This is a genomic window from Bradyrhizobium jicamae (assembly GCF_001440395.1).
Lineage (GTDB): Bacteria > Pseudomonadota > Alphaproteobacteria > Rhizobiales > Xanthobacteraceae > Bradyrhizobium > Bradyrhizobium jicamae.
On sequence record NZ_LLXZ01000205.1, the window covers coordinates 25,819 to 49,587 of the forward strand.

Below are 23,769 nucleotides of genomic sequence, written 5' to 3' on the forward strand. Positions count from 1 at the left end.
ACACGCTATATCGCCTTCACCGGGCTCGCGTCCGGTGTTGGTTTGCCATTCGCACGCGTCTCTCACCGCCCAGTGATGGTGGGCCACATCCTGCGCAAAACCCCGTCCTTGATCACATGGTGATGAAAAAGCGCGGCTACAGAATGAAGCAGCGCCACGGCGACAATGATGTTTGCGAGAAATCCGTGCAATGCATTGACGCTGCGCAAGAATTCGTCACCGCCGAACTTCGGAAAGTGCCAGAGGTTGAACAGCGGAAAACCATGCGCAAACACGTCGGTGATGCCCAGTGCAACCATGATCAGCAGCAGCAGATCGAGCAGCCGGTGCATCGCCACGGCAGTCAAGTGAATGAGGCCGCGGTCAAGCGGAGCCAATCTACGGCTGCGTGTGGCGCGCCACAGCATCTCCAAGACCACCGCGCTGGCGAACGCAAATCCGAACACGACATGCACGGACCAGATGTCGACCCGAAGCGAGCCACGTGGCAGAAAATTGGTCGTCCTGCCGATCAGAAACCGGATTGTAACGAGAATTGCGATCACCCAGTGCAGCGTGATCGTCGTGCTATCATAGACTTCCACTGTATTTTCAGAGCGATCGGACACGTCGCTGCTCAACCCGCTTCCAGTGAGGCGTACTTCTTCTCGAAATCCCACACCTCCTGAAAGCCAATCAGCGAGCTGAACTCGTTGAAGTCATAGAGCGGCGCCTGCACCGGCTTGTCATCAACCAGCGAACCGTAGACATTGTTCAGCGCATAAGCGGCGGCGAGCAGGCCTGCCGTCGGATAAATCGCCATCCGGTAACCGATTTCCCTAAGTTTATCCTGGCTGAGGATGGGGGTTCGGCCCCCGTGAAGCTGGTTTGAGACCAGCGGCACGTCCAGGGCTGATCCGATCTTTCGCATCTCTGCTTCCGATTCCGGACTCTCGATGAAAATAATATCGGCGCCGGCTTTGGCATACGCTTCGCCACGACGGATCGCTTCGTCGAGCCCGAGCGGCGTGCGGGCATCGGTGCGCGCGATGATCAGAAAGTCTCTTGACGAGCGTGCATCGTTTGCAACCATCAGCTTGTTGATCATTTCCTTGACGGGGATCACGTGCCGGTTCGGCGTGTGACCGCATTTCTTGGGGCTTTGCTGATCTTCGAGCTGGATCGCTGCGGCCCCCGCCTTCTCGTAGCCGCGAACCGTATGATGAACGTTCAGCAGGCCGCCGTAACCGGTATCGCCATCGGCGATCAGCGGCTTGTGCACGGTTTGGGCGATAGCCTGCACGCGATCGAGCATCTGTGAGTAAGTCGCCAGGCCGGCATCGGGCAGTCCGAGATAGGACGCCACGGCTCCATAGCCTGTCATGTAAAGCGCGTCGGCTCTGGTGCGATCGGCGAGCTTGGCGGAGACCAAGTCGAAGACCCCGGGACAGGTCACAAACGGCTTTTCCTCGATCAATGTTCTCAGGGTACGGGAAATCATCGTCATCTCCTGACTCATTTTGAGCCCCCCTGCGCGGCAAATCGTGAGCAAGTTGATGCTTCACCGTCCCTTTGTCCGGTCGGGCTTCGTGCTGGAGCCAATTCGGCGCTCCCCAACATGTAGGCGTGGGAGAGCCTCATCCCAATTAAATACAAATTCATTCGCGGGTTCGGCCGATCACGTATGGCTGATGGCACGCCAACGCATCTGCACCGACGAGGCCAGCAAGCAGAATGAATTTTTTTATAATCGATTTCATCAGCATCGGGCCCCATCTCAGAATTGGACAGGGCCTGAGATGGACTACGATCATGAGAACAATTCAGAAAGTTGCGATTGCCTCGACAATCGCTTTCTCCGCACTTGCCTTCTTCCCGATGACGGCTTCCACGGCGCAGGCCGGACCGATTGTGCCGTTGGACCATTATTGCTTGTCTTATGACTATGGTGGCACCGACTGCAGTTTTACAAGCTATGCGCAGTGTCAGGCTACTGCATCGGGACTCGCAGCCGAATGCTACGGCAAGACCATTCGTGATGACGAGCACCAACGCCCTTGGGACGCCGGCCACGATCGCTCCCTGCGGTGAATCAGAGGCGAAGTGTTCGCTTTCAATCGTGCCGTCCGGGCAAGCAATCTCCACCCTGAAGCCAGGGCCCCCGGCCCTGGTGCGAGATTTACTTCGGTTCCGCTCTTAGGGACGCAGCAGACATCCGCGCCCACTGACTACGGCGAGATTTATGAGCGAGTAGCCCCGGATGAGCGCAGCTAGCGTAGGGCGGATTAGCCGAAGGCGTAATCCGCCATTCCAAGTGACCAAGTCGGCGGGTTACGCTTCGCTAACCCGCCCTACTGCCTAGCGGACCAAATCGAATCAAACTGCCGCGTAAACACGCAGCTATAATCACGCTGAAAATAATCCGAAGGTGGAAACCCAATGAGACGCCTCATCCTGGCTTCGCTCGCACTTCTCGCATGGAGCCTTCTCCAGGCCTCGCCCGCATCCGCCCAGCTCAAGGGCAACCCCGACAACGCATGCCGGAACGGATATTTTCCACGCGAGAGCACGAACTACAGGCTGGCGAAGATCAAGGGCGCGGCCGGCGACAGGATCTATTTCCACGGCGATGACAACGAGCGCTGCCCGGACGATGCGGCCTGTCGTCTGAAAACCTATGTCATACCCAACGATGAAGTCATTGTTTCGCGGACGCTGGGCAAGTTCGCATGCAGCTGGTTTCAACCTCGCAAGGGCACCGAGACGGTCGGCTGGATCGAGACCGACCGGCTTGCGTGGCAGGACGACATACGACCACCGGAGATGCGGGATTGGCTCGGCGAATGGCGCGCCTACGACAATCTCATTCGCATCTCGAAATCGAAAGAGGCAGGCGGGCTCGCCATCAAGGGCGAGGCCACATGGGGTTCGGGCAGCCGCACCCATACCGGCGAACTCGATTACGACGCAAAACCTTCTTCCGATAAAATGAAGTTCGGCGACGGGACGGACGAACTCGACTGCCAGGTCACGATGCAGCTCGTCGGCAAGTACCTGGTCGTCGGCGACAACCTCCATTGCGGCGGCGCGAACGTGTCGTTCTCAGGGGTCTACCAACGGAGATCGAAGCGATAGAGCCGTGCCGGTGGGCTTTGGGGGAAACACCAAGCCATGATGCACGAGCAAGCAAGTAGCCCGCATGAGCACCGCGATCTGCGGGGCTGTTCTGCCGACTATTGCTGCCGCCCCGCATGTCGCTTCGCTCATGCGGGCTACGCGCTGCCATCGATGCACCCGCCCCGACCGTCATCCGTTCCAGTCCCGCGGGAGGGATCGGAATCAGGGGCCGACGTATCTGAGGCGGCTGACGTCGGATTGTCCCTGCTCGGGGAATTCGAGCGTCGGCGTGACATGGCCGACGAGTATGCCGGGCGTCACTCTCGTCTTGATGTACTTCGTCTCGCCCGCGGCCAACTGGAACGTAACCGCGTTTTCGACCTCGGTTGCCGTTGTCACGGCGTATCTCCCCGGGGGGCGGTCGACATAAGAGAACCCGCCGGGCACAGATCTGCCGACGACCTGGTTGTTCATCCGAATCTCGGGCTGAATAGCCGCCCCAGTCAATTCGGACGGCCGGGTGAAGTAGACACGGCCCAAACCCGCCTTCAATGCCGGGATTTGAACCGGCGCTTCATCGATGCCGCGTGGACTCGCACAACTGGCCAGCAAAAATCCGGCAACCACAAGGGGCAGCGCCCCGACCTTCGACCCCATATGCCCCGTCTCGATATTGAAAGTGCCCAATTCCCAAATCGACGGCAAACAACAAACGGCAGGTAACTGCCGTGTTTGTTTCCTCGCCCCACGCACTCCATTAGGCATACACCCTTCGATTGTGCAACGTTTTTCGTTCCGCGCGATATCAGCGACTGCGCGCGAGCAAATCGCTCTCGACGTTGATGAAGGAGTGCCTCAAAATTCTGACGATGGTCCGCCATGGGCCAAGGCAATGATCAAGCCGATGGACGCGTGTGCAAGGAAGCGCGTCGTTAGCAAGCGTAGGGCGGATTAGCCGAAGGCGTAATCCGCCATTCAGAGTGGCGAAGTCGGCGGGTTACGCTTCGCTAACCCGCCCTACTCGCTGTCACCGCAATTCCCCATCGTGCACGCGAAGAGGTCGCCCCGGCCGTAGCGACGACAAGGCCGGCCATCCCCGGATAGCCAAAACGCCCATCGAAAATTCCTATTGAACATTGTTCATTTTCGGATTACTAATATTTGAGCAATGCTCAAGGACTGGAGAATCCGACCATGCCCCCCGCCCCCGCCATGGACGCCTCGATCCGCCCGGGCCACCCCGTGGCCCCATGGATCAAGCACGCTCCGACGATCATCACCGTCGGCGCGATCGTGATCCTGGCGGCGCACGGACGCATTGCGCAGCCGGCGCATTACCACGACTTCGCCGACCACTCGGCAGCCTTCGGCATTCCCCACGCAGCCGATGTGCTTTCCAACGCGGGGTTCGCGCTGGTCGCGATCTGGGGCTGGCTGACCTTGCGGCCGCGACGCGCCAGCGAGCAGTTGCGCGCCGGATGGCCCGGCTACAGGCTGTTCCTGATCGGACTGTTCCTGACCGCTTTCGGGTCCGCGTTCTATCATCTCGCCCCCGACAATATCAGGCTGATCTGGGACAGGCTGCCGATCGCGCTGGTTTGCGCCGGCCTGCTCGCCGGCGTCCGCGGAGATATCAAGGGCGGATCGAAGACCGAAATCGAGGTGATCGTGCTCGCCCTTTACGCCGTCGCCAGCGTCGCATGGTGGGCCGTCACCGAGAGGAACGGCGCGGGTGACCTGCGGCCGTATCTGCTGTTGCAGGGACTGCCGCTCATCCTCATCCCGCTATGGCAAGCGATCTATCGCGCCCCGCGCACCGATCGCATCGCTTTCGCCGCCGCAATGGCGCTGTACATCCTGGCCAAGGCCGCCGAGGTGCTCGACCACGAGATCGCGACCGCTTTCGGCTTCGTCACCGGACACACGTTGAAACACCTGATCGCGACGGCAGCCACGGCCGCCGTGGTCTGGGGATTGACCCGACGCTTTTCGCATGACGCTCACGCTGCGCGTCGGGTGGATTAGTCGACCTGTCCGCCGTAGTTCAGCGAGCAAGCGAGGGCGCCCTACTCGCTCATCTGAGCTGCGCTCGCTCTGGTTGTGGATCTAGAAAATCTCTTTTCACGGCTGCACCCTTAAGATGCCCTCGCTGTCTTGACGCAGACCCTCAAGGCACGGCAGGTGTGGCAGCCGGCACACACTCGATCTTTAGCGCGTCGTCATCAGCGAAAGCGCCGCATTGATCACAGACTTGCCGCAAATGGGTGTGGAACTTTCACGGGGACAATTAGCCGAGTATCAATCCATGCGTTTGTCAGCTCTTTCGACGGCCGTCGCCGAGTGCGCCGGCGTGCTTTGCTGCGTCTTGTTTATGGGATTAAGCGCTCCGGCGCTCGCGCAGACTTCGGTCACGGACAATCCGGGCTCGAACGCCGCGCAGGCCTCACCGCCCGCAGAGGAAAAGCCGGCGGCGGCTTCCGAAGAGAAACCGCCTGCCGCGGACGACAAGCCCGCCATCGCGGAGCAGAAGCCGGCGCCTGCGGAAGAGAAGCCAGCCATCGCGCAGGACAAGCCCGCGGCGGTCGAGGAGAAGGCAGCTGCCGTGGACGACAAGCCTGCCGTCGTCGAGCAGAAGCCGGCGCCTGCGGAGGAGAAGCCGGCCATCGCGCAGGACAAGCCCGCAGCCGTCGAGGAGAAGGCCGCTGCCGTGGACGACAAGCCTGCCATCGTCGAGCAGAAGCCGGCGCCTGCGGAGGAGAAGCCAGCGGTCGCGCAGGACAAGCCCGCCGCCGTCCAGGAGAAGTCGGCTGCCGTGGACGACAAGACCGGCACCATCGAGCCGAAGCCGACCGTCCCGGCCGCGAAGCCTGCGATTGTCGAGCAGAAGAAACCGGCGCTTGCGCGAACGAAGCCCGCCTTGAAGCAGACGCCTGTCGCCGGGCCATCAAAACTCGCTGTCCGCAGCGAAGGGACATCGCCTGGTAAACAGGGGCAACCGGCCAGGGCAACCCACAAGCCGCGCGAGCGGACCCTGGTCATGCTCTGCACCCGCTTCCGCACCTACAATGCGACGTCCGGCACTTACCGCGGCTACGACGGCAAGACGCATACCTGCCGATAGGCGAACGCGGGCGCAGCTAGCGCGCGATGAGCAGCGTAGGGCGGATTAGCCGAAGGCGTAATCCGCCATTCCAAGCAATCATTCGGCGGGTTACGCTTCGCTAACCCGCCCTACGCGCTACTTTGCATGGGGTTGTTTTCGCGATTTTGTGTCTGGGCCCGTCTTACTTCGCCAGCCCGAGCGACTTCAGCGCCTTGCCGTTGTCCTCGTTATCAACCTTCATGAACTCGCCGAACTTCGCCGAGTCCAGATAGATCATGTCGAAGCCGCGCCGGTTCATGAACTCCTTGAACTCCGCGCTGTCCCAGGCCTTCTTGATCGCGGTCTCGTACTGCGCGGCGATCTCCTTCGGCAGGCCCTTGGGCGCCGCAAAGCCGCGCCACACCCCCTTGTGCACCTTGTGACCCGTCGCCTCCTCGGTGGTCGGCACATCAGGGAAGTTTGGCGCGCGCGTCGGCGAGAAGAACACGAGGCTGCGGATGCGCCCCGCCTTGATCAGCGCCTCGGCTTCCGGCATCGAGCACGCGACGAAGTCGACGCCGCCGGCCGCGAGATCGGTCAGCGCGGTCGCCGCACCCGTGGACGGCACCCAGCGGATCGAGCCGGGCGAAACGCCGTCGGCCTGCATCAAACCGGCGAGCGCGACATGCCAGCTTCCGCCCTGCCCCGTTCCTGAGGCCACCACCTTGTTCGGGTTCGCCTTGATATGCGCGAACAGCTCCTTGACGTTCTTGTAAGGCGCGTCCGCCTTGACGTGGATCGCGGCGGGGTCCTGGTTGACCAGCGCGAGCGGCGTATACTTCTCGAAGGTGAGATCGGTGAGCCCCGCCCAGTGCATCAGGTTGATCTCGAGCGTGATGAGACCGAACGTGTAACCATCCGGCGCAGCAGTGGCGATCGCCTGGTGGCCGACCACGCCCGACCCGCCGGTGCGGTTCACGACGTTCACCGGCTGCTTGAGATCACGCTCCAGCATATTGGCGATCTGGCGCGCGACCGCGTCGGTGCCGCCGCCGGCGGCCCACGGCACGATCAGCGTGATCGGCCGCTCCGGGAAGGCGGCTTGCGCGCTTCCGGCGCCGAGCAGGCTTGCGGCCGCAATCGCCGCAAGCGCGAAAGTTCTGACATGGCTAAATACTTGGCTAAATACTTGGCGGACCACTTGGCGAAACATTCGCAACCTCCCGCTTTGTTTTTTATGCGCCGGGTGAGACACCGCGGCGTGCGCTTATGCGCTGTCACCCATTCCGGCGGCGGAAAGCTGACATGTCAAGGGAAAGCAAGCGCAGGCGGATTGGCCGAAGGCGTAATCCGCCATTCCAAGACCAAGGCGGCGGGTCGCTAGCCCGCCCTACTCGCCCCTTGCCGCTTTATTGCAAGCCGCGCCTATGCAAGCTGATGATCACGATGCGAATGATGCAATCCGATATCGACTCGTCGTGCAGTCGCAATCTCTGCAGCCATTGCCACGTTGCCGCGTCGATCTCGATCCGCCAGTTGCCGTTCGGCAAGCGCCGTCCGGGCGGGGGTTCGAACACGCTTGCGATCAGGGCGCGGCATTCCTCGGTAATCTCGGTATCCGGCATCGTCTGAATGGAAGGAAAGTCCTGGTACCCCCAGCGTCGCCGGCGTGTTGCCCCGATCCGGCAAGATGCACCAGTTAAATCGCGGCAATGCTGCTGACGCCGCCAGTTCCGGCATTCTCTATCGCCGCACGCCGGCCGGTTTCACCGCTCCCTTCTTCCACAGCCGAAATCCGCCCTCGAACGCGTTGGTATTGAGGCCGAGCCGGACCTTGCGCGGCAGCTTGGCGGTCTTGTCGGCGTTGCCGCCGCCCAGCATGACGTAATCCGGCTCAAGCGCTGCGAGCAGACGCTTCAGGACGTCATCGACCGTGCGCTGCCATTTCTTGCGGCCAACGCGCTTGAGGGCTGCAGCGCCGACGTATTGCTCGAACGTCTTGCCGTTGCGGTACGGCAGGTGCGCGAGCTCCATCGGTTCCAGAATGCCATCCACGATCATCGCGGAGCCAAGCCCCGTTCCGAGCCCCAGAAACAGCATCCGGCCGCCCTGGTAGCTGCCGATCGCCTGCATCAGCGCATCGTTGACGACCTTGGTCGGGCGGCGGAAAGCCTTTTCGAAATTGAAACCGGCCCACCCCTGACCGAGATTGTGCGGCTCCGACAAGGGTCGGTTGTTGATCACAGGCCCGGGATAACCGATCGCGATGACGTCATAGGACCAGTCCTTGGTCAGCGCCTTGACCTTCCTGACCATCACTCTCGCAGAGAGGTCGGGACCAGACGCAAATGCGCGCCGCGTTCGCTCCGTGCTGGTCATGACCTTTACGCGCGAACCGCCGATGTCGATCGCCAGGACCGTTTGTCGCGGTGTACGCTTGGACGTTTTCTTCGCCATGGATTCGCGCCCTGCTCGGTCGGATAATCATAACGCCAGCCGACGCTCACCTGAAGCAGGGAGACAGGCAGCCCCACAGCTTTTGTTCTCCATCCGACTCCAGTTTGTTCGCAAGGAACGAATCGTATCAGCGCAAATCAGCGCGAGCCGATTCTTAACAACGCGTTTGCTCGTCCGGGATACGCTCACTGTTCTTGCAGTACCGGCGAACCGAGTTCATTGAAGCGGAAGAGCTGAAAGATCCGCTGGCCGTTGAAGTCGAGGACCCTCAGATCATCCGTCTCGTGCAGATTGCTCTCGACCGCCTGAAAATGCCCGCCATAGCGCTCCCTGGCGAGCGACAATGGAACCTCAAACGCGACGAACTTGCCGATCCCTTTTTGCTTGAGCACCTCAAGAAGCCTCTGATCGCGCAACGACTCGTGCGATGTGAGAATGAGCAGCGGACCGCTCGCCGTGAGCAGCAAAAGCGATTTCATCGGATACTCCTTCGCGGTTGGAGTGAACTCAGCGAGTAGCCCGGATGAGCGCAGCGACACAGCGATCCGAGACTACTCCAACATCACCCCGGATATCGCTGCGCTCATCCGGGCTACGCTCGCTCTCCCGAGGTAAAGAGAAACAAACAGCACCACAGCTTTGTTCTTCATCCGACTCCATTTTGTTCGAAAGAACGAATCGGAATCCTGCAAATCCGCCCTGGCCAATCCTTAACAAGATGTTTGCGCGCGGATGCCGCGGAGCAAGTAGCCGGATGAGGCGCCCTCGTCATCCCCCGATAGACGATCTTCCTTCGATGCCTTCGAGCCGCGTCGGTTCGGAACCTGGCTTATTCGGACATCCGTCGTTGCGACCATGCGCGAATCGGTCGAATCTCGCGTCGAGATGGGGTGATTCGTGCTCGCTGAAAATACCGATCAATATCTGGAAAGCCTGAATGCGGAGCAGCGCAGGGCCGTCGAGCACGGCGTCGCCCCGGATGGAACCATAGGTTCGCCGCTTCTCGTCATTGCCGGCGCCGGATCCGGAAAGACCAACACGCTTGCGCACCGTGTCGCCTACCTCATCATCAAGGGCGCCGACCCGCGCCGCATGCTGCTGATGACGTTCTCGCGGCGTGCTGCCGCCGAGATGACGCAGCGTGTCGAACGCATCGCGCGCCGCGTCCTCGGCGATCGTGCCGGCATCATGACGGAAGCGCTGACCTGGGCAGGAACCTTTCACGGCATCGGGGCGCGGCTGCTGCGCGAATACGCCGAAAGCATCGGCTTCGATCCGGCCTTCACGATTCACGATCGCGAGGATTCGGCCGACCTGCTCAACCTGGTGCGCCACGAGCTCGGATTTTCAAAGACCGAGAGCAGGTTTCCCACCAAGGGCACCTGTCTTGCAATCTATTCCCGATGCGTGAACGCGCAGATGCCGATCGAGGCGCTGCTCGGACAGCACTATCCCTGGTGTTCGGGCTGGGCTGATGAGCTCAAGCAATTATTCGCCGGCTACGTCGAGGCCAAGCAGAAGCAGAACGTCCTCGACTATGACGATCTGCTATTGTGGTGGGCGCAGATGGTATCCGAGCCGGGAATCGCGCAGGAGATCGGCGGCCGGTTCGATCATGTCATGGTCGACGAGTATCAGGACACCAATCGGCTTCAGGCGTCGATACTCCTGGCGCTCAAGCCGGACGGTCGCGGCCTCACGGTGGTGGGGGACGACGCCCAATCCATCTATTCGTTTCGCGCGGCCACGGTCAGAAACATTCAGGATTTCCCCGATCACTTCAGCCCCAGAGCAGCGATCGTTACGCTCGACCGCAACTATCGCTCCACGCAGCCGATTCTGGCGGCCGCCAATGGCGTGATCGGACTTGCCAGAGAACGGTTCACCAAAAACCTCTGGACCGAGCGCAGTTCGGCCCGGTTGCCGCGTCTGGTCACCGTTCGCGATGAGGCCGATCAGGCCCGCTACATCGTCGACCAGGTGCTGTCAAACCGCGAGGAGGGATCGCGGCTCAAGGAGCAGGCTGTTCTGTTCCGAACGTCCTCACACAGCGGCCCCCTGGAAGTCGAGCTGACGCGGCGCAATATTCCCTTCGTCAAGTTTGGCGGCTTGAAGTTTTTGGACGCCGCCCACGTAAAGGACGTGCTTGCTCTCCTCAAATTCGTCGAGAACCCCCGGGACCGGGTTGCAGGATTCCGCGTGCTTCATTTGCTGCCGGGCATCGGGCCGGCGTCAGCGCAGCGCATTCTCGATCAAACCACCGTAATGGCCGATCCGATCTCCGCGCTCGCATCGCTTCCCACCCCGCCCCGCGCCGGCCAGGATTGGACCGCCTTTGTCGAAACGCTCACTAATCTGCGCTATTCGGAATGGCCGTCCGACATCGAACGTATCAGGCTCTGGTACACCCCGCACCTGGAGCGCATCCACGAGGATGCGGAGGTGCGGCTGGCCGACCTGCTGCAGCTCGAGCAGATCGCATCGGGCTATCCATCCCGCGAACGCTTCCTGACTGAACTCACGCTTGATCCGCCTGACGCGACCAGCGATCGCTCCGGCCCGCCCCTGCGAGACGAAGACTATCTGATCCTGTCCACGATCCACTCTGCAAAGGGGCAGGAATGGAAATCGGTATACGCCTTGAACGTTGTCGACGGCTGCATGCCGTCTGATCTGGGCGCCGGCACGACGGCTGAGCTCGAAGAGGAGCGACGCCTGCTGTACGTCGCGATGACGCGCGCCAAGGACGATCTGCATCTGATCGTGCCGCAGCGCTTCTTCGTCCATGGTCAGCAGGCACGCGGCGACCGTCATGTCTATGCGTCGCGGACGCGCTTCATACCGGATCACCTGGTCAAGCTGTTCGATCGGCAGACATGGCCGGCGGCGACCCCGGCAGCACGCGCGACGCCAGGTCAAAACGTCCAGATCGACATTCGTGAACGCATGCGCGGCATGTGGCGCTAGTCGCCTACTCCCCCGCAGCCGTAAAAAACTTCGTCCCGTCAAAGAACCGGTTCGGCCGGTTGAATATCGCCATGAACGTCGCGCCGTTGGGTGCGTGCGCGACATGGATGTTGCCGCCCGGCCGCCACACGAAGTCGCCGGCGCCGCAGCGGCCCTCGGCATCTTCCAGCGAGCCTTCGAGCATGAAAGTCTGTTCGAGCGCGGTGTGCTCGTGCAGCGGCACGACCGCGCCGGGCGCCATCTTGAACAGGATGGTCGAGCGCCCCTCGTCGTCTTGATAGAGGATCTTCATCTCGATGCCGTCGAACTGCGTCGGCTGCCACGGCATTCTTGACGCGGCGACGACGTATGAGCGAAGTTCGGGCGGATTGACAGGCACGGGCTGGTTCATGGCTTCTCACTCCGGAATAGTCGACGATCTTGGCATGCCTCCGCATATCGCTTCGCTCATGCGGAGCTGCGGCAAGCCCTACCCCCCACCCTCCGGCTTGATCCCCGCCGCCTTCATGATCGGCAACAACCTTGCTTCCTCGCTGTCACGATACGCCGTGACCTCCTGCGTCGTGGTCGGCCACGTGGTGGCGCCGAGATCGGCGTAGCGCTGTTTCACCCAGGGGTCGTTCAGCGCTCTTGTAGTGAGCTCGTTGATTTGCGCGACAAGGTCGGGCGGCATGTTGGCGGGGCCAACGAGTGCGGCCCAGGAGGTCATCTCGTAGCCGGGCAGCAGTTCGGCCATCGCGGGCACGTCGGGAAGCTCTGCGATGCGCTTCTTAGCGGTAACCGCGACGGGGCGGATCGTACCGGCGCGCACGCTCGGCAGCGAGCCCGGCAGATTGTCGAACAAGAGATCGATATTGCCGGCGAGCAAATCGTTCAGCGCCGGCGCGGCGCCCCGGTAAGGCACGTGGCGGACCTGGACGCCGGCCATGCTGTTCATCATCTCGCCGGAGAGATGCAGCGTGGTGCCGAAGCCGGCGGAGGCGTAGGTGTATTTGCCGGGCTCCTTCTTGAACGCGGCGAGCAATTCCTTCAGGTCCGCGGAGAACAGGTCCTTCTTCGCGGTCAGAATGTTCGGCAATTGCCACATGCCTGATATGAAGGTGAAATCCTCGCGCGGGCGATACGGCAGTTTGGCGTAAGAGCCGATCGCGAGCACGTTGGAGGCGATGCCGCCAAGCCCGACGGTGTAGCCGTCCGGGGGCGACTTGGTGATCGCGTCCGCGCCGAGCACGCCGCCAGCGCCGGCCTTGTTCTCGACCACGAAGGATTGCCCGGACAGTTCGCTCAGCTTCTGGCACAGCACGCGCGACAGCGTGTCGGTGGCGCCGCCGGCCGGAAAGCCGTTGACATATTTCACGGGCCGGACCGGCCAGGCCTCTGCGGCGCGGCCTGCCCGTGGCACGAGCCACGGCGCGGCAATGAAAGAACCGGTGAGCGCAAGCGCGCGGCGGCGGTCGATCGACAGCGGCATCGGTTTCCTCCCCTCTTCCCAAGGGCCGTGCGCCGCGTTGCAGCTTTTCGCTGTTCTGTTCTCCTTGGCTCCAGTCGTCGATCGGCGTGACGCGGCGATCTCTGGCGGGAGGCGGGGCGCGTTCGGCTAGCGTCAGCTTATGGGTTGCGCGCGCAGCTGCAAAGCCTGGCTATCGCGAAAAAACGGCCCTCGCCTGCACTCCCGTAGCGGATGAGCGGAGCGACAAAAAAGCCCGCGAGGATTTCGCGGGCTTTCTGCTTGCTCATACGCGGCGCCAACTCAAGCGCCTGTCCTCACTGAATGGCACGGCCGACCGTCGCGGGGCGGCCCTGCGCGGTGGTGATCTTGCTGCGCGGCGTCAGCACGCTGACCTGAACCGGCGTAGCGACGCTGGCGTCCGGCGATGCTTCCTGAACGTTTTCGGCGCCCAACACCTGAAGCTGCATGACGGAGGCCGGAAAACCCGCCTTTTGGTAGGTCGGCAACTCGGCTGCGACAGCGGCGTTAGCAGCCGTCATCGTGAACACGGCGGCGGCAGCGGCCAGGGCAATCTTCTTCACTTCAGTTCTCCTTAATAGCTTGAAATATAGACTTAATGTTCAATATGCTGCATTGCAATAGTTGATTGCTGCAATGCACGCATGCGGCAACAGAATGCGGAACCGCGCGTTGGTCGTACGAGGCGCGGTGAAGGTTCGCTGGAATTTTGCGGGGCTGGCACCCATCGGCAGGCCAGCGAACGGTGGTGCGGCTGATGCGTCGATATCCCGCCTGCGATTGAGGAAAAGTTGTCAATGATGTCCTGGGGGCGGAACCATTCGGCCGTCCGTTGCTGTGGACCGGCCTCGCATCCGCATTCAGCCTGCGGCGGTCTCCAGGCCATGCTTGCCACATTCATACGCCAGCTCCGGGCGCAGCGCCCGCATCCGCCCGGCCAGCCTTCTGCTCCCGGTCTCCTCCGCACGCGCCAACTGGTTGCTGACGGCCACATGGTCGGCATCGCTCTTGTGCTGGTTAAGTTTTGACTGCCCCTCGATCTGATCGACGACGAGGTCGATGACGCGGATCGAGGCGAGCATGCTCTCGCGCTTGGCGGGCTCCATTCCAGCCAGGTCCCACGGCTGTTTCGGCAAGCGCGCCTCCGCGACCGCAAGCAGCGCGTCGCCGTGGCCACGATTCTCGTCGAGCGCACCTAAGTGCGCGATGCCTGAGAGATGCACGGCCTCGTAGAGCCAGGTCGAGACGTTATCGCGCGAGGCGTACCAGTCGTTGGAGACATAGGCGTCGTCGCCGGAAACGATCAGGAGAAAGCGCCTGTTGCCGTCGGCGAGTGCGACGAGCGGATTTTTGGCCGTAAGATGGATCTGCACGATCACGCAGTCGTCGCGCCGCAGGATCACGAACGGTACGTGCGAGCCGCGCGGCCCGCGCTCATCGGCGGCAACGATCACGCCAAAGCCGCGCTCGGCCGCAAACGCGAGCGCGCGCTCCTGTTCGATGCGAAACTGAGGTCGAAGGATGTGCATGGCCAAGCGCTCGAACGGCTGGAGGACGGAGAGCTCAGGCAGGCTAACCTATTCGGCGAGCGATCACCAACCTGCGCCCACGTGCGTTCCAACCACAAGGCAACTCCGATATGAGGCTATGTGTCGCCTCATTCAGACAGTTCCCGACATCCAGCTTGCCAACCGAGCTCGCCCCATGCCGCCGCTAAAACCTCAGGCCACCTACGACGACTTCGACCGCCTCGACATCCGGATCGGCAAGGTCGTGGACGTGCAGCCGTTTCCCCGCGCGCGCAATCCGTCCTGGAAGGTCGGCGTCGACGTCGGCGCTGACAGGATCATGTGGTCGAGCGCGCAGATCACAAACTATGAACCGGCGGCGCTGCTCGGCTCACTCGTCGTGTGCGTCTGCAATTTCGCGCCGAAGAACATCGCGGGCTTCACGTCCGAACTCCTGATCCTCGGCGCCAAGGGCGCTGATGGCAACGTGATCGTCCTTGGCCCGCGCAGCGAAGTTGCGATCGGCGAGCCGGTGTTTTGATGCCGCGCATGACGGGCGAGCAGCGAGGAGATAACGACGGAGTCCGCAGAGAAACAAGCACGGCTTTGTTCTCCATCCGACTCCATTTTGTTCGCAAAGAACGAATCGGAATCGAACAAATCAGCGCGGGGCAATTCTTAACAACACGTTTGCTTCGTGTTGGTGCGCGGCTGTGAAGAAGTCGCGGCAAAACCTGCGGAGTCATCCGTTGAAAAAGACTCTCTGCGCGTCATTGCGAGCGCAGCGAAGCAATCCATCGTCCCGCTGGAGAAATGGATTGCTTCGCTTCGCTCGCAATGACGGAGAGGCACTAGACCGAGTGAGAGCAAGAGCCCGGATGCGTAGCGCGACATCCGGGACAATTCTCACCTCGTCCCGGATATCGCTTCCGCCTACGCTCTTCGAGCTACGGCGGACAAGCCACTCATCCGGGCTACATTCTTTGCTCGGCTTCGCTTCGGCTCAGGCCGCCTTGGCAACCTTCTCCGCCGGCGCGGTTTCCATGGCGCGCATGTAGAGATCGAGCAGGCTTTCGCGCTCGTCGCGCTCGTCCTGGTCCTGCTTGCGCAGCTTGATGATCTCCTTGAGGATCTTGACGTCGAACCCCTCGCCCTTGGCCTCGGAAAACACTTCCTTCTTCTGCTCGTTCAGCTCCTGCAATTCGGTGTCGATATTCTCGATCCGCTCAACGAAAGAACGGATCCGGCCGCCGGGAATGGTGACGTCAGACATGGTGACTCCCTGTTGAATGAGATCGTGAAAATGACCGCAAACAAATAACCAATGTGTTAACCTCGGCCGGTTCCCTTCTCGGCAAATCAGATAATCCCCAAGACTCCACATGAACGTGATTTCAATTCAGTCGCAGGTCGCCTTCGGCCATGTCGGCAACAGCGCCGCGGTCTTTCCCATGCAGATGCACGGGATCGACGTCGTGGCGGTGCCGACCACGCTGCTCAGCAACCGGCCGGGTTACCCGACGCTGCGCGGCCGTGTGCTCGATGCCGCACTCGTCGCCGATCTCCTGCGCGGCATCGAGGAGCGCGGCGCGGTCGATCGCGCGCAGATGATCCTGTCCGGCTATCTCGGCTCGGCCGACAACGCCGCGGTGGTCGCGGACTTTGTTGCACGCGCCAGGGCGAAAAATCCCGCGCTGCTGTATTGCTGCGATCCCGTGCTGGGGGATCGCGACCGCGGCCTGTTCGTCCACGCCGAGATCCCGCCGCTGGTGCGCGATCTGCTCTGCCCGCTCGCTGACATCATCACGCCCAATCATTTCGAGTTCGAATGGCTGTGCGGAGCGAAGTCCGCGACGATCGAGCAGGTGCTCAAGGCGGCGCGTGCGTTCATGGCGCGCGGGACGCTCGTCGTCACCAGCGCCGAGCTTGCCGACACGCCCAAGGACGAGATCGAGACGTTGGCGATCGAACGCGCCAACGCCTTTCGCGTGCGCACGCCTAAACTGCCGATCAGCCCGAACGGCACCGGCGACCTGTTCGCCGCGCTGCTGGTCGCCGCGCGCCTCCGCGGCAACGACACGCCGGCGGCGCTCAGCCATGCCGCGTCGGCGATCTTTGCGGTGCTGGAACGCACTGCGGCCAGCAGCAGTGAGGAAATGCGCATCGTCGAAAGCGCGGAGTGGCTCGTACATCCCCAACGCAAATTCAAATGTATCGCGATCAACCCGTAGCCCGGATGAGGCACTGGAGAAAAAATGAGCCGTTTCTGGAGCAGCTTGACCCACGACCTGAAACCCTACGTGCCGGGCGAGCAGCCCCGCATGGCGGATCTGGTCAAGCTCAACACCAATGAAAGTCCGCTTGGTCCTTCGCCACGCGCGCTGGAAGCGATCCGCGGCGAGGCGGCCGATACGCTGCGCCTATATCCGGACCCGCAGGCGTCAGCGCTGCGGGCTGCCTTGGCCGCCTACCATCACGTGCAGCCCGAACAGGTGTTCGTCGGCAATGGCTCGGACGAGGTGCTGGCCCACGCCTTCGCCGCACTGCTGAAACATGATGCGCCGTTGCTATTCCCAGATATCACCTACAGTTTCTATCCGGTGTATTGCCGCCTGTTCGGCATCACCTATGAGGCTGTCCCGCTCGATCAGGCCATGCGCATCCGCGTGGCCGACTATCACCGGCCGGCCGGCGCGCTCATCCTGCCCAATCCGAACGCGCCGACAGGAATTGCGCTGTCACGGGCCGAGATCGTTACCCTGCTGGAGCAACATCCCGATGCGCCCATTGTCATCGACGAGGCCTATGTCGATTTCGGCGCCGAGACCGCGATTCCTCTGGTCGCTTCCCATCGGAATCTTCTGGTCGTTCAAACCATGTCCAAGTCCCGGGCGCTCGCCGGTTTGCGGGTTGGCTATGCGATCGGCGACGCCGACCTGATCGAGGGGCTCACCCGGGTGAAGGACAGCTTCAACTCCTATCCCCTTGGCCGCCCCGCCCAGGCCGGCGCCATCGCCTCGCTGGAGGACGACGCCCATTTTCAAGAAAGCCGCGCCCGCGTGATCGAAGGCCGGGAGCGGCTCAACCGCGGACTGATCCAGTTGGGCTTCGATGTGCTGCCGTCATCGGCCAACTTCGTCTTCGCGCGGCATCCGGCGCACGAAGGCGCGGCGCTCGCTACCGCGCTGCGCCAACGCGCGGTGATCGTCCGCCATTTTTCTGCGCCGCGTATCGCCGACTATCTGCGGATAAGCGTGGGCACGGACGAGCAAATCGACCGGCTGTTGTCGGCTCTATCTGATATCCTGGGCCGCCCGTAGAGCGGATACCTGACGGCTCCGCTCGCCTAGTCGGTTACGACGTCGAGTTTGACCTTGGCAACACCCTTACCCACCATTCCCAGCGCGTCAGCCGCAGAATAGGAGACGTCGACAACACGGCCCTGAACGTAGGGACCACGGTCATTGACCCGTACCGTCACCGACTTGCCGCTCGCGACGTTTGTCACGCGCAGCTTGGTGCCGAAGGGCAACGTCGGATGGGCGGCGGTCAGATCGAGCGTGTTGAACTTCTCGCCGCTCGCGGTCTTCGTTCCCTCGGTGTAGAAGCTGGCAACCCCGTGCGAGGGCGTCTTGGCGTCACCTGAATTCTTGCGCGATGCGTACCGGCTGTGCTTTCTCACGGCCGCCACGCGCCTTTTCATCATGGGCGATGCCGCTCGATCCTGGTCCACCGACGCATGGCGGTTGGCGCGAAGATCAGATTTCTGGGTGACGACCGAGGTCTGCATGCAGGCCGCAAGCGATGCCGCTCCCAGCGTGACGGCAAGCAGCCGGACGAATTTCCCTGCGCGCGCGGCCGTGACCAATCGCGCATCAAATCGAGTACGGCCTGCCCTGTCGTTGACGTACGAAGTACCGGTGCAGTCAATGGAAGACATGTTGCAATCCCCCGCTCGTGCCCCAGCCCAAGCCGAAAACCAACACGCGGCAATGGCGGGACTGAATGCGGGCGGAAGCGTGGCGGGAAGCGGCCTCCCTGGCGCATTCGGTTTGAGTGTGATGATTGTGTCACAGAATTTAGTGGGCAGTCCCGTTGTAGCCCGGATGAGCGCAAGCGATATCCGGGGCGGTGTTAGAGTGGTCCCGGATGTCGCTTCGCTCATCCGGGCTACAACAGGAGAACATCATGCAAGTCGCGGTCATCGGCGCTGGTGCGGTCGGATGCTACTATGGCGGACTACTGCTGAAAGCCGGGCATGACGTGACGTTCATCGGCCGGCAGCCGCATGTCGACGCCATCAATGCGCACGGTCTGCTGCTCGATACCAAGACATTCAACGGCCGCCTGCCGGCCAAGGCCGCGACCGACACGGCCGACCTCGTCTCGCCCGATTTGGTGCTGTTTTGCGTGAAGTCCGCCGACACCGAAGCGGCCGGCAAGTCGCTTGCCGGACGTCTACGGCCGGAAACTTCCGTGCTCAGCCTGCAGAACGGCGTCGACAATGCCGAGCGTCTTTCCGCCGTCACCGGCCACGCCGTCATTCCTGTCGTCGTCTATGTCGGCAGCGAGATGGCAGGGCCCGGTCACGTCAGGCATCACGGCGGCGGCGACCTCGCCATCGGCCCCTCTGCCGCGAGCGAAGCACTGGCGCAGACGTTTCAGGCCGCCGGCGTCAACATCACGATCGCCGACGACATCGACAAGACACTATGGAGCAAGCTGATCATCAACTGCGCCTTCAACGCGCTGTCGGCCGTGGCCGGCATTGCCTATGGACCGATGCTGGAAGTCGAAGGCACCCGCGACGTCGTCAGCCGCGCGGTGCAGGAAGCGACCGCCGTCGCCCGCGCCAGCGGCGTCGCAATTCCCGACGACCTTCTCGCGCACATCCTGAACATCCCCACCCTGATGCCGAATCAGATGTCGTCCACCGCGCAGGATCTTGCGCGCGGCAAGCCCAGCGAGATCGACTTTCTCAACGGCCATGTCGTGCGCAAAGGCGCCGAGCTTGGCATCGCGACGCCGACCAATCAGACGCTGCAGGTGATGGTGAAGCTCGCCGAGCGGGCTAAGGAAGGACGCAGGGGCGGATTAGCGCAAACGTAATCCGCCATCTGTTCGCGGTCGGTATCGGCGGGTTACGCTTGCGCTAACCCGCCCTTCGCATCGTGGCTTCCGCCTATGCGGTCCGCTTCTCAAGGATCTTGCGGAAATCCGTCGCCAGGCTCGCGTAATAGCCGGCGAGCCCCTCGTAAAAAGCCTGCTGCGCCTTGTCCTTGGCCTCCTTGGCCATCGCCTCGCACTTGCCGGCCTTGATCTCCCACTTCTCTACCTTGGTCTGAAGTTCAGCTACTACCATGATCGTTACTCCCCGCCCACATACACGCCCACGATGCTAGGCCCACACACGTCGAAAAGATGACGACCGTGAGGAGATTTCGCAGCGTTGCCGTGAGCAAGCGATGGCGGCGTGCCGGCGGCCTAAAGCGTGATTACTTTTCTTCGAATCGTCATCCCGCTTTATCTTTTTGTTTGAGCATGATCTCCGCGCAAGCGCATTCGCGTTTGTCGCGCGGGAAAACCGCTACATTTCCGGATCATGCTTTTAGCGCGCCGGCACCGGCGCGGGCGGGCGCATCGATGACCGCGACGCGCCTGTCGAGGCCGGCTTCGCCGCGACGCGTTTTCCGCTGTCGATGGATTCCAGATAGGACGACAGCGCCCAGGCCGAGCTGGAGCCGCTGACATAGTGCTTTTGCAGGAACAGATACAGCGAGAGGCGGAATCGACCCTTGGCGAGCCCGCGCGCGCTGCGATGGCACGATGCACAGCCTTCGGCAAACAGTTTTGCCGGAGGCTTGCCCTGATCGAGATTCTGCGCGCCGACCGGCGAGCCGAAGAGCGTCGCCGCGAGCGCAACAACAAACAGACTGCAGCGCGCTTTCGTTGGCGACATCGTTTCTTGATCCGTGCAGGGAGCATGAGCGAGCCGCCGGTGGTGGCTCGACAAAGGCGGAAGATGGCAGGCAAGGCGCAATCTGCTGTCCAGCCGTGGCGAAAAGTGGGTGTGTTTTCGCCAACATTGCGCTTCATTCGCGGCGCGGAGCGGATGCTGCCGCTTATTCCTCAGTATGGCGGCTTCTTCCGCTCCCGCTGCGCCCGCGCCGCCTCCATCCACCATACGAGATCATCCGCAAAGCGCGGAAACGCGTGCGCCAGCGCCTTGCCGCCCTCGCCGGTCGGCTTGCTATCTTCGGAGAGCGTCTGCGCGATCGGCCCGACCGCGATCGAACTCGAGATCACCACCATGCCCATTTCCGAAAGCGTACCGTGCCAGGCAATCGCGGCGCGCGCGCCGGAGAAGCGGCCGGCCGAATAGCTCGCGATCGCCGCCGGCCGCCAGAACCATTCTTCGAGGAAATGGTCGGTGAGGTTTTTCAGTCCGGGCTGCATGCCCCAATTATATTCGCCTGACACGAACACAAAACCGTCGGCATCGCGGATCTTTGCCGCGAGTTCTTCAAGCACAGAAGGCGCCGCGCCCTTCGGATGTTCCTTGTACATGCGGTCCAGCATCGGCAGGCCGATCGCCTTGGCGTCGATCAGTTCGACATCGTCGCCGCGCGCGCGAAATCCCTCGACGAGGAATTGCGCGAGACGAATGCCCATGCGGTCGGAACGATAGGAGCCGTAAAAGACGAGAATGCGGTTACTCATGGCACCTCACCCCTAAGACATTGGATGATGCAGTCGAACCATGCGCTCCCATCCCGCGCAAGACTGCAACTTATCCAATGAACCTGAAGGCCAGCCCGAGGCACCTAAGGCCGAGCTTCATTGACCCCTGATAATCCCCGGATGGAGCAGCACCTTTTCCGGATGCGCCGAAAGAGAGAAGATGTCGACCCCGCCCCCGCTACCTTCCGTCTCCGATTGGGATGTGCCCTCGACCCGCATCACCGCGCTGGTGCTATCAGCCTGTAACGCGGCGTTCTGGATCTACACCTTCCGCTTCGTCTATGCCCATGCCGATCCCAAGGGCACCGGCTTCGACATGCTGCCGGTGATGCCGTTCAGCATCATCTTCTTCGCGTTGACGCTCCCCGGCGCCATCAAGGCGATCAGCGGCCGCGGCCTCGGTGTCGCGCTGGGCCTCGTGCTCGGCGCAACCGCGCTGAACACGATCATCTTCCTCGCGCTATTGTCATCCTACGCCGCGGCCAACCGCTGAAGCGCCTTGGCAGCCAACAAAAAAGCGGCCTTGCGGCCGCTTTGTTGCAGTTGCGGATCCGGCTACCAATAGCCGGGCCCGTCATAATAGGCATAGGAATCGACGTACGGCGCGCCGGCAATGGCGGCTGCCGTTCCAACGGCTACGCCGGCCGCAACTCCGACCGGGCCAGGCCCGTAATACGCGCGAGGTCCATACACGCGGGGGCCGTACACCCGAGGTCCGTACACCGGAGGTCCGTAATCGCCATAGTAGTAGCTATTGTCATAGGGGCTCGGCAAGCGCACGCCGTATCCGCCGCGAAGATAGTTGGAATTCGGGTAGTTGAACCCGATCATTCCGGGCTCCTGCGTTGCTTCCTGCGACATTGCCGGTGTTGCAAGCGCCGTCGCCAGGATGGCGGCCGCCCCGAGCAGCTTCAGTTTGGTCATGCTCATTCCTCCATTCACGTATGAAGGACGAACGAGTGAGGCCGGGTGCTGTTCCGAACACCGATTCACAGCGCTGTGAGTTCTGGGCGCGCCCGCAAAGAGAAAAGGCCGGCGGGCATTACGCCGCCGGCCTTCTCCTGCAACTGCCGGCTCGGGAGGGTCCGGTTCCGCTGCGATTCCATTGCCTAAAGTTTGACCAATACACCCTTAACAAAATCTCAAGTAGTAACTGTGATCTCCCTCACGGAGTCCCAGAACCTTGTCCGGCTAGCCTGCAACCAACGAGACAGATCGTCTCAAACGCAGGAGGCCGCCATGGCCCAGGTTTATTTCCACTGCTCGAGTTCCCGGGAAGTCCGCATCGACCGCTCCGGCGAAGCGGTCAGCGATCTGACGGAGGCGCGTGAGCGCGCCGCTTGCATCGTCCGCTCGATGATCATGGGCCGCGACGCCGAAGACTGGCGCGACTGGGTCGTGCATGTGAACGACGATTTCGACGATGAACTCTTCGTTCTGCCGTTCGCCTTCGTGCTCGGCAAGCCGCACTGAGGCCGCCATGCTGCTCCGCCACCTCGATAGGATCATGGCGCGCTGGCACAGGCTGATCGAGCGCGCCTGCGACCCCTATCGCCCCGAGCGCCACTATATGCGCGGCCCCGGCCCGAAGTGGCACGCCCGGCACGGTGCCCAGCATATCTGAGACCCGGGCACCCGCCTCTCGATCGCAACCGCGCAAGCGCCGCGGATGGCCAGGTCAAATCCGGCCCTGACAAGCGCCATACTGGCCTCGGCCCAATCGATTCTGTTGCCGGTTCCCGCATCCCCTACGTGCCCAGCGGCCCCAACCTCTCCACGAGATTGCCTTGCTTTGGTCAAACCTCGCTGGCCGTGTGGCGGCGTGGGCAGGGGATTTTCACGCTAGCAAGCTGCTCGCCGCCCGGCCGCGGGAGCCATTGGACTCATGCAAGGGACCGCCAATGCAATCCACGCCACTGCTGAAAGAGGCTGATCCGCACGACGTTTTTGCGATCGAGACGGTACTGGCCGCACACGCCCACAAAGCGCCGCCGCTGCCGCACGACCCGGCCCCGGCGGCCCCACCGGTAGCGCCCCAGGTTCACGTCGCGCCCCCCGTATCGGTCGGCGCGCCGGCACCGCAGGTCGAACCGACGTTTCGCGCCACCGACACGCGCGACATCAAGCTCGAGAATGTCAAATCGGCCGAGATCAAGGTGGATGGCCTCCGGCCTGCTGCCGACCGGCCGATTGCCAAATGGGTGAAGCGCGTGGTCATGGCGGTGCTCGGACTTTGCGCCGCCATGGCTGCCGCAGCCTGGCAGCAATATGGCGATGAGGCCAAGGCGATGGCCGTTGAGTGGGTCCCGCCCTTCATGCTGGCGGCATTACCATCGACAGCCCAGCCAGCGGCTGCCGAGCAGCCGAGCGAGCCGGTCACGCAGGCTGCCGCAACGGATCAGGCTACCGCGCCACCGCCGGCACAAGCCGCGCCGTCCCAAGGTGAACCT

29 protein-coding genes and 1 pseudogene are annotated in these 23,769 nt (G+C 62.3%); 14 read left to right on the top strand and 16 right to left on the bottom strand.

All coding sequences use genetic code 11. The features are described 5' to 3' along the window. Positions 1–62: 62 nt before the first annotated feature. Positions 63–620: a cytochrome b gene (locus CQ12_RS35345; RefSeq protein WP_063799869.1), complete on the bottom strand. Its 558-nt coding sequence runs from the start codon at positions 618–620 to the stop codon at positions 63–65. Then, the gene (locus CQ12_RS35350) at positions 617–1,480 is read right to left on the bottom strand and encodes an isocitrate lyase/PEP mutase family protein (protein WP_057840046.1); all 864 of its coding nucleotides are present in this window, start codon (positions 1,478–1,480) and stop codon (positions 617–619) included. Before CQ12_RS35350 ends, CQ12_RS35345 begins: the two co-directional genes overlap by 4 nt. Positions 1,481–1,791: 311 nt before the next feature. On the opposite strand from CQ12_RS35350, the gene CQ12_RS35355 reads away from it, so the two are divergent. After that, positions 1,792–2,070 carry a DUF3551 domain-containing protein gene (locus tag CQ12_RS35355; protein WP_157088675.1) on the top strand — a complete coding sequence of 93 codons (279 nt, stop codon included), beginning with the start codon at positions 1,792–1,794 and terminating at the stop codon, positions 2,068–2,070. A 348-nt stretch (positions 2,071–2,418) separates the two neighbouring features. After that, positions 2,419–3,114 (top strand): hypothetical protein, encoded by a 696-nt coding sequence (locus CQ12_RS35360; RefSeq protein WP_057839889.1) that lies wholly within the window; start codon positions 2,419–2,421, stop codon positions 3,112–3,114. 204 nt (positions 3,115–3,318) lie between these two features. On the opposite strand, the gene CQ12_RS35365 is transcribed toward CQ12_RS35360, so the two are convergent. Further along, positions 3,319–3,861: a DUF2846 domain-containing protein gene (locus CQ12_RS35365; protein WP_347337456.1), complete on the bottom strand. Its 543-nt coding sequence runs from the start codon at positions 3,859–3,861 to the stop codon at positions 3,319–3,321. 429 nt (positions 3,862–4,290) lie between these two features. Between CQ12_RS35365 and CQ12_RS35370 the strand changes: the two genes are divergently transcribed. After that, positions 4,291–5,121: a hypothetical protein gene (locus CQ12_RS35370; protein WP_157088676.1), complete on the top strand. Its 831-nt coding sequence runs from the start codon at positions 4,291–4,293 to the stop codon at positions 5,119–5,121. A 280-nt stretch (positions 5,122–5,401) separates the two neighbouring features. Continuing rightward, positions 5,402–6,217 (top strand): BA14K family protein, encoded by an 816-nt coding sequence (locus tag CQ12_RS35375; RefSeq protein WP_198164339.1) that lies wholly within the window; start codon positions 5,402–5,404, stop codon positions 6,215–6,217. Positions 6,218–6,380: 163 nt separating this feature from the next. Here CQ12_RS35375 and CQ12_RS35380 read toward each other — a convergent pair whose 3' ends face one another. Continuing rightward, positions 6,381–7,391, bottom strand: coding sequence for a tripartite tricarboxylate transporter substrate binding protein (locus CQ12_RS35380; RefSeq protein WP_057839892.1), 1,011 nt, complete (start codon positions 7,389–7,391; stop codon positions 6,381–6,383). Between the two features lie 242 nt (positions 7,392–7,633). Here CQ12_RS35380 and CQ12_RS44515 point away from each other — a divergent pair, with 242 nt between their 5' ends. Continuing rightward, positions 7,634–7,810, top strand: coding sequence for a hypothetical protein (locus CQ12_RS44515; RefSeq protein ID WP_157088677.1), 177 nt, complete (start codon positions 7,634–7,636; stop codon positions 7,808–7,810). Between the two features lie 111 nt (positions 7,811–7,921). Here CQ12_RS44515 and CQ12_RS35390 read toward each other — a convergent pair whose 3' ends face one another. Then, a complete protein-coding gene (locus tag CQ12_RS35390; protein ID WP_057839894.1) occupies positions 7,922–8,635 on the bottom strand; it encodes an ROK family protein in 714 nt (237 codons plus the stop codon). A 185-nt stretch (positions 8,636–8,820) separates the two neighbouring features. After that, on the bottom strand, positions 8,821–9,114 hold the full coding sequence (locus CQ12_RS35395; protein WP_057839895.1) for a hypothetical protein: 294 nt from the start codon (positions 9,112–9,114) through the stop codon (positions 8,821–8,823). Positions 9,115–9,532: 418 nt separating this feature from the next. On the opposite strand from CQ12_RS35395, the gene CQ12_RS35400 reads away from it, so the two are divergent. Then, positions 9,533–11,602, top strand: a complete 2,070-nt coding sequence (locus CQ12_RS35400) for an ATP-dependent helicase (protein ID WP_057839896.1) — start codon at positions 9,533–9,535, stop codon at positions 11,600–11,602. Between the two features lie 4 nt (positions 11,603–11,606). Here CQ12_RS35400 and CQ12_RS35405 read toward each other — a convergent pair whose 3' ends face one another. The 4 genes from CQ12_RS35405 to CQ12_RS35420 all read right to left on the bottom strand — a co-directional run bounded on the left by CQ12_RS35405 (position 11,607) and on the right by CQ12_RS35420 (position 14,599). Next, complete coding sequence (locus tag CQ12_RS35405) at positions 11,607–11,993, bottom strand: cupin domain-containing protein (RefSeq protein ID WP_057839897.1); 387 nt, start codon at positions 11,991–11,993, stop codon at positions 11,607–11,609. 78 nt (positions 11,994–12,071) lie between these two features. Continuing rightward, positions 12,072–13,073: a Bug family tripartite tricarboxylate transporter substrate binding protein gene (locus CQ12_RS35410; protein WP_057839898.1), complete on the bottom strand. Its 1,002-nt coding sequence runs from the start codon at positions 13,071–13,073 to the stop codon at positions 12,072–12,074. Between the two features lie 293 nt (positions 13,074–13,366). After that, positions 13,367–13,633 (bottom strand): hypothetical protein, encoded by a 267-nt coding sequence (locus tag CQ12_RS35415; protein ID WP_057839899.1) that lies wholly within the window; start codon positions 13,631–13,633, stop codon positions 13,367–13,369. A 297-nt stretch (positions 13,634–13,930) separates the two neighbouring features. Next, positions 13,931–14,599, bottom strand: a complete 669-nt coding sequence (locus tag CQ12_RS35420) for an FMN-binding negative transcriptional regulator (protein ID WP_057839900.1) — start codon at positions 14,597–14,599, stop codon at positions 13,931–13,933. Between the two features lie 175 nt (positions 14,600–14,774). Between CQ12_RS35420 and CQ12_RS35425 the strand changes: the two genes are divergently transcribed. Next, the gene (locus tag CQ12_RS35425) at positions 14,775–15,119 is read left to right on the top strand and encodes a tRNA-binding protein (RefSeq protein WP_057839901.1); all 345 of its coding nucleotides are present in this window, start codon (positions 14,775–14,777) and stop codon (positions 15,117–15,119) included. 462 nt (positions 15,120–15,581) lie between these two features. On the opposite strand, the gene CQ12_RS35430 is transcribed toward CQ12_RS35425, so the two are convergent. Continuing rightward, positions 15,582–15,851, bottom strand: a complete 270-nt coding sequence (locus CQ12_RS35430; protein ID WP_057839902.1) for a DUF2312 domain-containing protein — start codon at positions 15,849–15,851, stop codon at positions 15,582–15,584. A 109-nt stretch (positions 15,852–15,960) separates the two neighbouring features. Between CQ12_RS35430 and pdxY the strand changes: the two genes are divergently transcribed. Both pdxY and hisC read left to right on the top strand, forming a co-directional pair. Then, positions 15,961–16,809, top strand: a complete 849-nt coding sequence (gene pdxY, locus CQ12_RS35435) for a pyridoxal kinase PdxY (RefSeq protein WP_057839903.1) — start codon at positions 15,961–15,963, stop codon at positions 16,807–16,809. 24 nt (positions 16,810–16,833) lie between these two features. After that, positions 16,834–17,898 carry a histidinol-phosphate transaminase gene (hisC, locus tag CQ12_RS35440; protein WP_057839904.1) on the top strand — a complete coding sequence of 355 codons (1,065 nt, stop codon included), beginning with the start codon at positions 16,834–16,836 and terminating at the stop codon, positions 17,896–17,898. A gap of 26 nt (positions 17,899–17,924) precedes the next feature. Here hisC and CQ12_RS35445 read toward each other — a convergent pair whose 3' ends face one another. Continuing rightward, positions 17,925–18,518, bottom strand: a complete 594-nt coding sequence (locus CQ12_RS35445) for a septal ring lytic transglycosylase RlpA family protein (RefSeq protein WP_083519617.1) — start codon at positions 18,516–18,518, stop codon at positions 17,925–17,927. A gap of 248 nt (positions 18,519–18,766) precedes the next feature. Between CQ12_RS35445 and CQ12_RS35450 the strand changes: the two genes are divergently transcribed. Beyond that, positions 18,767–19,687 (top strand): ketopantoate reductase family protein, encoded by a 921-nt coding sequence (locus CQ12_RS35450; protein ID WP_057840048.1) that lies wholly within the window; start codon positions 18,767–18,769, stop codon positions 19,685–19,687. A 73-nt stretch (positions 19,688–19,760) separates the two neighbouring features. On the opposite strand, the gene CQ12_RS35455 is transcribed toward CQ12_RS35450, so the two are convergent. The 3 genes from CQ12_RS35455 to CQ12_RS35465 form a co-directional block, all read right to left on the bottom strand. Continuing rightward, positions 19,761–19,940 carry a hypothetical protein gene (locus CQ12_RS35455; RefSeq protein WP_057839906.1) on the bottom strand — a complete coding sequence of 60 codons (180 nt, stop codon included), beginning with the start codon at positions 19,938–19,940 and terminating at the stop codon, positions 19,761–19,763. A 246-nt stretch (positions 19,941–20,186) separates the two neighbouring features. Beyond that, positions 20,187–20,537, bottom strand: coding sequence for a hypothetical protein (locus tag CQ12_RS35460; RefSeq protein WP_057839907.1), 351 nt, complete (start codon positions 20,535–20,537; stop codon positions 20,187–20,189). Between the two features lie 170 nt (positions 20,538–20,707). Next, entirely contained in the window at positions 20,708–21,298 is a 591-nt protein-coding gene (locus CQ12_RS35465) for an NADPH-dependent FMN reductase (RefSeq protein ID WP_057839908.1), read from the bottom strand. 181 nt (positions 21,299–21,479) lie between these two features. On the opposite strand from CQ12_RS35465, the gene CQ12_RS35470 reads away from it, so the two are divergent. Continuing rightward, positions 21,480–21,812: a hypothetical protein gene (locus CQ12_RS35470; protein WP_157088678.1), complete on the top strand. Its 333-nt coding sequence runs from the start codon at positions 21,480–21,482 to the stop codon at positions 21,810–21,812. Between the two features lie 62 nt (positions 21,813–21,874). Here the strand turns inward: CQ12_RS35470 and CQ12_RS35475 are convergent, their stop codons facing one another. After that, positions 21,875–22,243 (bottom strand): hypothetical protein, encoded by a 369-nt coding sequence (locus tag CQ12_RS35475; protein ID WP_157088679.1) that lies wholly within the window; start codon positions 22,241–22,243, stop codon positions 21,875–21,877. A 315-nt stretch (positions 22,244–22,558) separates the two neighbouring features. On the opposite strand from CQ12_RS35475, the gene CQ12_RS35480 reads away from it, so the two are divergent. The 3 genes and pseudogenes from CQ12_RS35480 to CQ12_RS45390 all read left to right on the top strand — a co-directional run. After that, complete coding sequence (locus tag CQ12_RS35480; protein ID WP_057839911.1) at positions 22,559–22,792, top strand: DUF6894 family protein; 234 nt, start codon at positions 22,559–22,561, stop codon at positions 22,790–22,792. A gap of 7 nt (positions 22,793–22,799) precedes the next feature. Beyond that, positions 22,800–22,943, top strand: coding sequence for a hypothetical protein (locus CQ12_RS45385; protein ID WP_198164340.1), 144 nt, complete (start codon positions 22,800–22,802; stop codon positions 22,941–22,943). A 277-nt stretch (positions 22,944–23,220) separates the two neighbouring features. Next, positions 23,221–23,769, top strand: a pseudogene (locus CQ12_RS45390) (hypothetical protein); the annotation flags it as partial.

Bases quoted from the DNA above. Each gene is read 5' to 3' on its own strand.
- CQ12_RS35460 (WP_057839907.1), bottom strand. From the start codon at position 20,537: ATGTCGCCAACGAAAGCGCGCTGCAGTCTGTTTGTTGTTGCGCTCGCG.
- CQ12_RS35355 (WP_157088675.1), top strand. From the start codon at position 1,792: ATGAGAACAATTCAGAAAGTTGCGATTGCCTCGACAATCGCTTTCTCC.
- CQ12_RS35480 (WP_057839911.1), top strand. From the start codon at position 22,559: ATGGCCCAGGTTTATTTCCACTGCTCGAGTTCCCGGGAAGTCCGCATC.
- hisC (WP_057839904.1), top strand. From the start codon at position 16,834: ATGAGCCGTTTCTGGAGCAGCTTGACCCACGACCTGAAACCCTACGTG.
- CQ12_RS35455 (WP_057839906.1), bottom strand. From the start codon at position 19,940: ATGGTAGTAGCTGAACTTCAGACCAAGGTAGAGAAGTGGGAGATCAAG.
- CQ12_RS35375 (WP_198164339.1), top strand. From the start codon at position 5,402: ATGCGTTTGTCAGCTCTTTCGACGGCCGTCGCCGAGTGCGCCGGCGTG.
- CQ12_RS35450 (WP_057840048.1), top strand. From the start codon at position 18,767: ATGCAAGTCGCGGTCATCGGCGCTGGTGCGGTCGGATGCTACTATGGC.
- CQ12_RS35445 (WP_083519617.1), bottom strand. From the start codon at position 18,518: ATGTCTTCCATTGACTGCACCGGTACTTCGTACGTCAACGACAGGGCA.
- CQ12_RS44515 (WP_157088677.1), top strand. From the start codon at position 7,634: ATGCAATCCGATATCGACTCGTCGTGCAGTCGCAATCTCTGCAGCCAT.
- CQ12_RS45385 (WP_198164340.1), top strand. From the start codon at position 22,800: ATGCTGCTCCGCCACCTCGATAGGATCATGGCGCGCTGGCACAGGCTG.
- CQ12_RS35420 (WP_057839900.1), bottom strand. From the start codon at position 14,599: ATGCACATCCTTCGACCTCAGTTTCGCATCGAACAGGAGCGCGCGCTC.
- CQ12_RS35470 (WP_157088678.1), top strand. From the start codon at position 21,480: ATGTCGACCCCGCCCCCGCTACCTTCCGTCTCCGATTGGGATGTGCCC.
- CQ12_RS35475 (WP_157088679.1), bottom strand. From the start codon at position 22,243: ATGACCAAACTGAAGCTGCTCGGGGCGGCCGCCATCCTGGCGACGGCG.
- pdxY (WP_057839903.1), top strand. From the start codon at position 15,961: ATGAACGTGATTTCAATTCAGTCGCAGGTCGCCTTCGGCCATGTCGGC.
- CQ12_RS35350 (WP_057840046.1), bottom strand. From the start codon at position 1,480: ATGATTTCCCGTACCCTGAGAACATTGATCGAGGAAAAGCCGTTTGTG.
- CQ12_RS35425 (WP_057839901.1), top strand. From the start codon at position 14,775: ATGCCGCCGCTAAAACCTCAGGCCACCTACGACGACTTCGACCGCCTC.
- CQ12_RS35395 (WP_057839895.1), bottom strand. From the start codon at position 9,114: ATGAAATCGCTTTTGCTGCTCACGGCGAGCGGTCCGCTGCTCATTCTC.
- CQ12_RS35370 (WP_157088676.1), top strand. From the start codon at position 4,291: ATGCCCCCCGCCCCCGCCATGGACGCCTCGATCCGCCCGGGCCACCCC.
- CQ12_RS35380 (WP_057839892.1), bottom strand. From the start codon at position 7,391: ATGTTTCGCCAAGTGGTCCGCCAAGTATTTAGCCAAGTATTTAGCCAT.
- CQ12_RS35390 (WP_057839894.1), bottom strand. From the start codon at position 8,635: ATGGCGAAGAAAACGTCCAAGCGTACACCGCGACAAACGGTCCTGGCG.
- CQ12_RS35365 (WP_347337456.1), bottom strand. From the start codon at position 3,861: ATGCCTAATGGAGTGCGTGGGGCGAGGAAACAAACACGGCAGTTACCT.
- CQ12_RS35410 (WP_057839898.1), bottom strand. From the start codon at position 13,073: ATGCCGCTGTCGATCGACCGCCGCCGCGCGCTTGCGCTCACCGGTTCT.
- CQ12_RS35430 (WP_057839902.1), bottom strand. From the start codon at position 15,851: ATGTCTGACGTCACCATTCCCGGCGGCCGGATCCGTTCTTTCGTTGAG.
- CQ12_RS35405 (WP_057839897.1), bottom strand. From the start codon at position 11,993: ATGAACCAGCCCGTGCCTGTCAATCCGCCCGAACTTCGCTCATACGTC.
- CQ12_RS35360 (WP_057839889.1), top strand. From the start codon at position 2,419: ATGAGACGCCTCATCCTGGCTTCGCTCGCACTTCTCGCATGGAGCCTT.
- CQ12_RS35465 (WP_057839908.1), bottom strand. From the start codon at position 21,298: ATGAGTAACCGCATTCTCGTCTTTTACGGCTCCTATCGTTCCGACCGC.